Here is a 4046-nt window from a genome sequence, read left to right as displayed (position 1 = left end):
TGTGGTGCTTGTTCGCCATTCTCGATCCTCCTCTGCTTCATCATAGAGGTGGACCAAATCGTCTGGGGAGGCTCAAGGAGCGGTCATCTGACAAAATGGCCCAGTTGTCGCCTTTGTCCGCTGAGCCGCCCTTCGTTATCCGTGCAGCGAACGACTGCTCCGAGCCCAAAGCGGACCGTGCTTATAATCGCCAGGCGGATGATCTCGGGGCTGGTCTTGAAATACCGGAAAGGGCTGCGTCTGCTCATTCGGCGAGGGTAGGGAGGCCTGCATGCCGTCTCAAGCAGAGTTGCTCTGACAGTGCCCATTTAGAGATAGGGTGAGCGTTGCGGTCTGACCGTCAGCTCCGTAACGCAAGCTGTGTTCGACAAGGTGACGGCGGTGGCGATCAGTTCCGAGATGTCGGTCGTCTGGATCATACGGGAGCGATCCTTTCCCGCGTCGTTGACGGAAGGAGTGTCCACGAATCCGGGATGAACGAGGGTAACCCTGACGCCGTCTTCCCTAACGTCCTCGAACAACGCCCTAGCGAAGCCTGCCTGCGCATGGCGCAACGCACAGTGAACCGCGTGGTTCTTCCATCCGGTCCACGAGGTTGGACCGCAGATATACACGAAAGCTCCCTCGGAGCGTCTGACGGCTGGTAGGACGTGCGCAGTGAGGCGCATCGTAGCCCGCAGCACCTCGTCGATCGACCGATCCCAGTCGGCGAAGCGTTCCGTCGACACGGGGCCATAAGTGAACTTCGCCGCGCAATGGATCATCGCGTCGAGAGTTGCCGAGGATGTCGCCCAGTTCGCCAGCGCGGCGATTTCTTCCATGTTCCCCATCTCGGCCTGGAAAGCGTCGCCGGAGCCGCCCGCCTCGCGGACCGCATCGAGCGTTTCATGAAGGGGGCGTTCGCGCCTGCCCTGCGCGAGGATGTGCCATCCCTCAGCGGCGAGCCTCAAGGCCGCTCCGCGTCCGATTCCGCTTGACGCGCCAGTTATCAGTGCCGTTTTCGCCATGCCCGTCACCGCAACAGGGACGATACGCAATTTTTAGAATAACACAGAGCCGAGCGATATTCGCGCGGGATGCCTACGTCGCTCGCCGGCACATTGCCGACATCCGCGCCCGACGCAGCGAACGACGGCTCCGAGCCCGATCTCGCCGTTCGCTGCACCGCATCCTACGTCGGAAGAGGGCGGAGAGCGGCCATTCGCTGCGCTGAGCACCGAGGTCCGCTCAGTGGATGAAGCGGGCGCTGTGGAACGGAAATTTGAGTGTCCGGATTGCCCCCGATCGCTGCCGTAGGGGCGTTTTCTCGAACGCACCAGCAACAGACACCCATTGTCAGACAGCTCACACGGCAACTACGGTTGCTAGTCGTCGGTCGAGGGGGATGTTGAAGTGATCACTACCGGTCTCTCAAGCGGCATCCAGACTGCACGTACGACCTGGCACACCGAGCAAGCCGTAGCGGGGCACGAGGATCGCAAGATCAACCTCGCCGTATTCAATGGCGAAATCCAATACGCAAGCGGAGAGCGGGGCTTCTATGCAGGCGTCGAGGCGATTGAGATCAGCGATGCGACGGAGCCATTCAGCGGAACAATCGTGGTCTTGCTTCGAGATGGCTCTGTTTCGCATCAGGCATTTGAGGGGATAGTTACACTCCGCTCAAGCAAAAGGCGCCTGAGCGGAGTTGGCAAGTGGGAGTACCTGACCGGCACGGGGAGATTCTGCGGACTTCGCGGGGGCGGTGCGCTTACGTGGACGCTGGAGGACGGAGAGTGGCGGGCCGAATTCACCGGCGAAGAAGCCCCGGAGTAGTGCTCGTAATAGTCGTCTGACGCAATCATACGACCAAATCATTCATTTGACGGGTGCTGTCCCCAAGCGGGCATGTCTCCGTCGGCCGCGTGGACAGGATCTGGGTCTCCGCATAGCGTACCGGAGACGGTCCGATTGTTCGGAGGGGCGGCAGTTTGACGACCAAACGCCAAGCACGGCGACTTGCTGCGATCCTGGCTGCCGATATGGTCGGGTTCTCCAGGCTTGTAGAGTTGAACGAGGCTGGCACTCTGGGAAAACAGCGGGCGATCATGACCGATCTGGTCAATCCGCTGGTCGCGGAATATCACGGCCGGATAGTCAAGACGACGGGTGACGGCTTCCTAGCCGAGTTCTCGAGTGCCTTGCACGCTGCGGAATGCGCCATCGCCTTCCAGAGGTATCTGACCGCGTGGACCGCCAGAGAGACAGAAGGACCGAAACTCACCTATAGGATCGGTATCGATCTGGGTGACATTGTAACCGATGGCGATGACATTTTCGGAGAGGGCGTGAACATAGCCTCACGACTTGAGTCCATCGCGGACCCAGGCGGCATTTGCATTTCGGCCAATGTGTTTGAGCAGGTCAGAAACAAGCTCCCAGGTGCGTTCGAGCCGATGGGACCTCAGAAGGTCAAGAATATCTCGCTCCCGGTCAGCACTTACCGGCTCTCGCCGTACGGAAGCCACGGTTTCAACGTGCCGCGATCCTTCAAGCGCGAGCCGGAGCGCGGGCGCGTCGGGAAGCTTGTCGCCGTCTCTGCCGCCTGCGCGGTCGCGCTTCTGATCGGCTTGATGCTCTGGCATCAAGACCGGCAGGCGAACGAGCTCGCAGACACCGGCCCGTCGGCGTATCAACTGCCGGACAAACCATCGATCGCGGTCTTGCCGTTTGAAAATCTGTCTGACGACGTCAAGCAGGGGTATCTGGCAGACGGCATCACGGACGATCTGATTTCTGATCTCTCTTCTATCCAAGAACTCTTCGTGATCGCCCGAGGTACGTCGTTCTCCTACAAGGGCAAAAAGATCGCGCCAAAAGCCGCTGCCGAAGAACTGGGCGTGAGATACGTGCTCGAAGGGAGCGTGCGCCGCGTCGCTGAGACGGTCAGGATTAATTGGTACTTGGTCGATACGGCGACGGGCGGGCAAATCTGGGCGAAGCGTCTCGACGGGGACTTCGCCCGCGTGCTGCTCATGCAGGAAGAGGCCACAGGTGAACTTTTCGCCGCGCTGAACGTCGCGACTGAACCCCCGGCTTCGGATGAAGGTGATACGGTAACCGAAACCAACCCGGAAGCATATGATCTGTTTCTGCGAGGCCTCGAGCAATATCGATTGGATGCACCCCAGAAGTACAAGCTCGCCCTCGGCTTCTTCGAGCGGGCCCTCGAGATCGATCCATCATACGACAGAGCTCGCTCGGCGATGGCATCCATCTACTGGCGAGCTTACATCGGCGAGTGGGCGGTGGTGCTCGGTCTTGGGCCGACTGTCGCGAGACGAAGGGCGGAGGAGCTGCTGAACGAGGTCAGGCGCGAGGACGTCGCTCTTGCCGAACAAGTACGTTCGCAGATCCTGCTTTGGCGTGGAAAGCATGACGAAGCGATTGCTGCGGCCGAGCGGGCGGTATCGCTCTCGGACAGCGACACCGACACATGGATTATCCTCGCTGAGGCGCTGATCTATGGAGGCAGGCCGGCAGAGGCTCTCGAGATCATTCGGCGAGAACAACGCCGGGACCCGAACAGTCCGTCCCGATACGCGTTCGTCGAAGGACTGGCATACTATGTTCAGGAGAATTTCTCAGCTGCCGCTAGGTCCTTTGAGCGTTCGCTCGCCTTGAACCCGGATTTATGGAATCCTGAAGGTAAGCTTGGTCGGCCATATTGTTATCCATGCGTTGCCCTAATATCCACATATGGGCATCTCGACCGTGCTGGAGACGCTAAACCGCATTTGGAAGCAGCGATTTATCATCAGCCAACGTTCTCGATCGCGAGCGAGCTCTTCCTTTGGCCTTTCAAGCAGGGACCCGATCTAGAGCGGTTCAGAGTTGGTCTGATCAAAGCGGGCGTATCTCAGTTGCAGTAAATGAGCCGGTCGCTCCACCTTCGCTCAATGAGTGGCGCAGGGATGGGTCTGGTACGGGGGCAATGTCAAAGGAACTTGGCTTGAGGCGGAATAGCCGCCTCCCTACCCTCGTGGCATGAGCAAACCCAACCCCCG

The 4046-nt window shown here is 59.6% G+C and carries 3 protein-coding genes and 1 pseudogene; 2 read left to right on the top strand and 2 right to left on the bottom strand.

What is annotated here, in order from left to right:
* Positions 1–161 precede the first annotated feature (161 nt).
* Together M1105_RS20345 and M1105_RS20340 are read right to left on the bottom strand one after the other, a co-directional pair.
* Positions 162–248 (bottom strand): annotated as a pseudogene (locus tag M1105_RS20345) (IS6 family transposase); the annotation flags it as partial.
* A 60-nt stretch (positions 249–308) separates the two neighbouring features.
* Complete coding sequence (locus M1105_RS20340) at positions 309–1007, bottom strand: SDR family NAD(P)-dependent oxidoreductase (RefSeq protein WP_249582201.1); 699 nt, start codon at positions 1005–1007, stop codon at positions 309–311.
* Positions 1008–1392: 385 nt separating this feature from the next.
* Between M1105_RS20340 and M1105_RS20335 the strand changes: the two genes are divergently transcribed.
* Complete coding sequence (locus M1105_RS20335; RefSeq protein WP_249582200.1) at positions 1393–1815, top strand: hypothetical protein; 423 nt, start codon at positions 1393–1395, stop codon at positions 1813–1815.
* 155 nt (positions 1816–1970) lie between these two features.
* Entirely contained in the window at positions 1971–3911 is a 1941-nt protein-coding gene (locus M1105_RS20330) for an adenylate/guanylate cyclase domain-containing protein (RefSeq protein ID WP_249582199.1), read from the top strand.
* The last annotated feature ends 135 nt before the right edge of the window (positions 3912–4046 follow it).

The organism is Thermohalobaculum sediminis (assembly GCF_023487995.1).
Taxonomy (GTDB): Bacteria; Pseudomonadota; Alphaproteobacteria; order Rhodobacterales; family Rhodobacteraceae; genus Thermohalobaculum; species Thermohalobaculum sediminis.
Note: the sequence above shows the minus strand (reverse complement) of the source record. Positions and strands in the feature narration are given on the sequence as shown.

Excerpts from the sequence above, each read along its gene's own strand:
- M1105_RS20340 (WP_249582201.1), bottom strand. The coding sequence starts at position 1,007 with ATGGCGAAAACGGCACTGATAACTGGCGCGTCAAGCGGAATCGGACGC.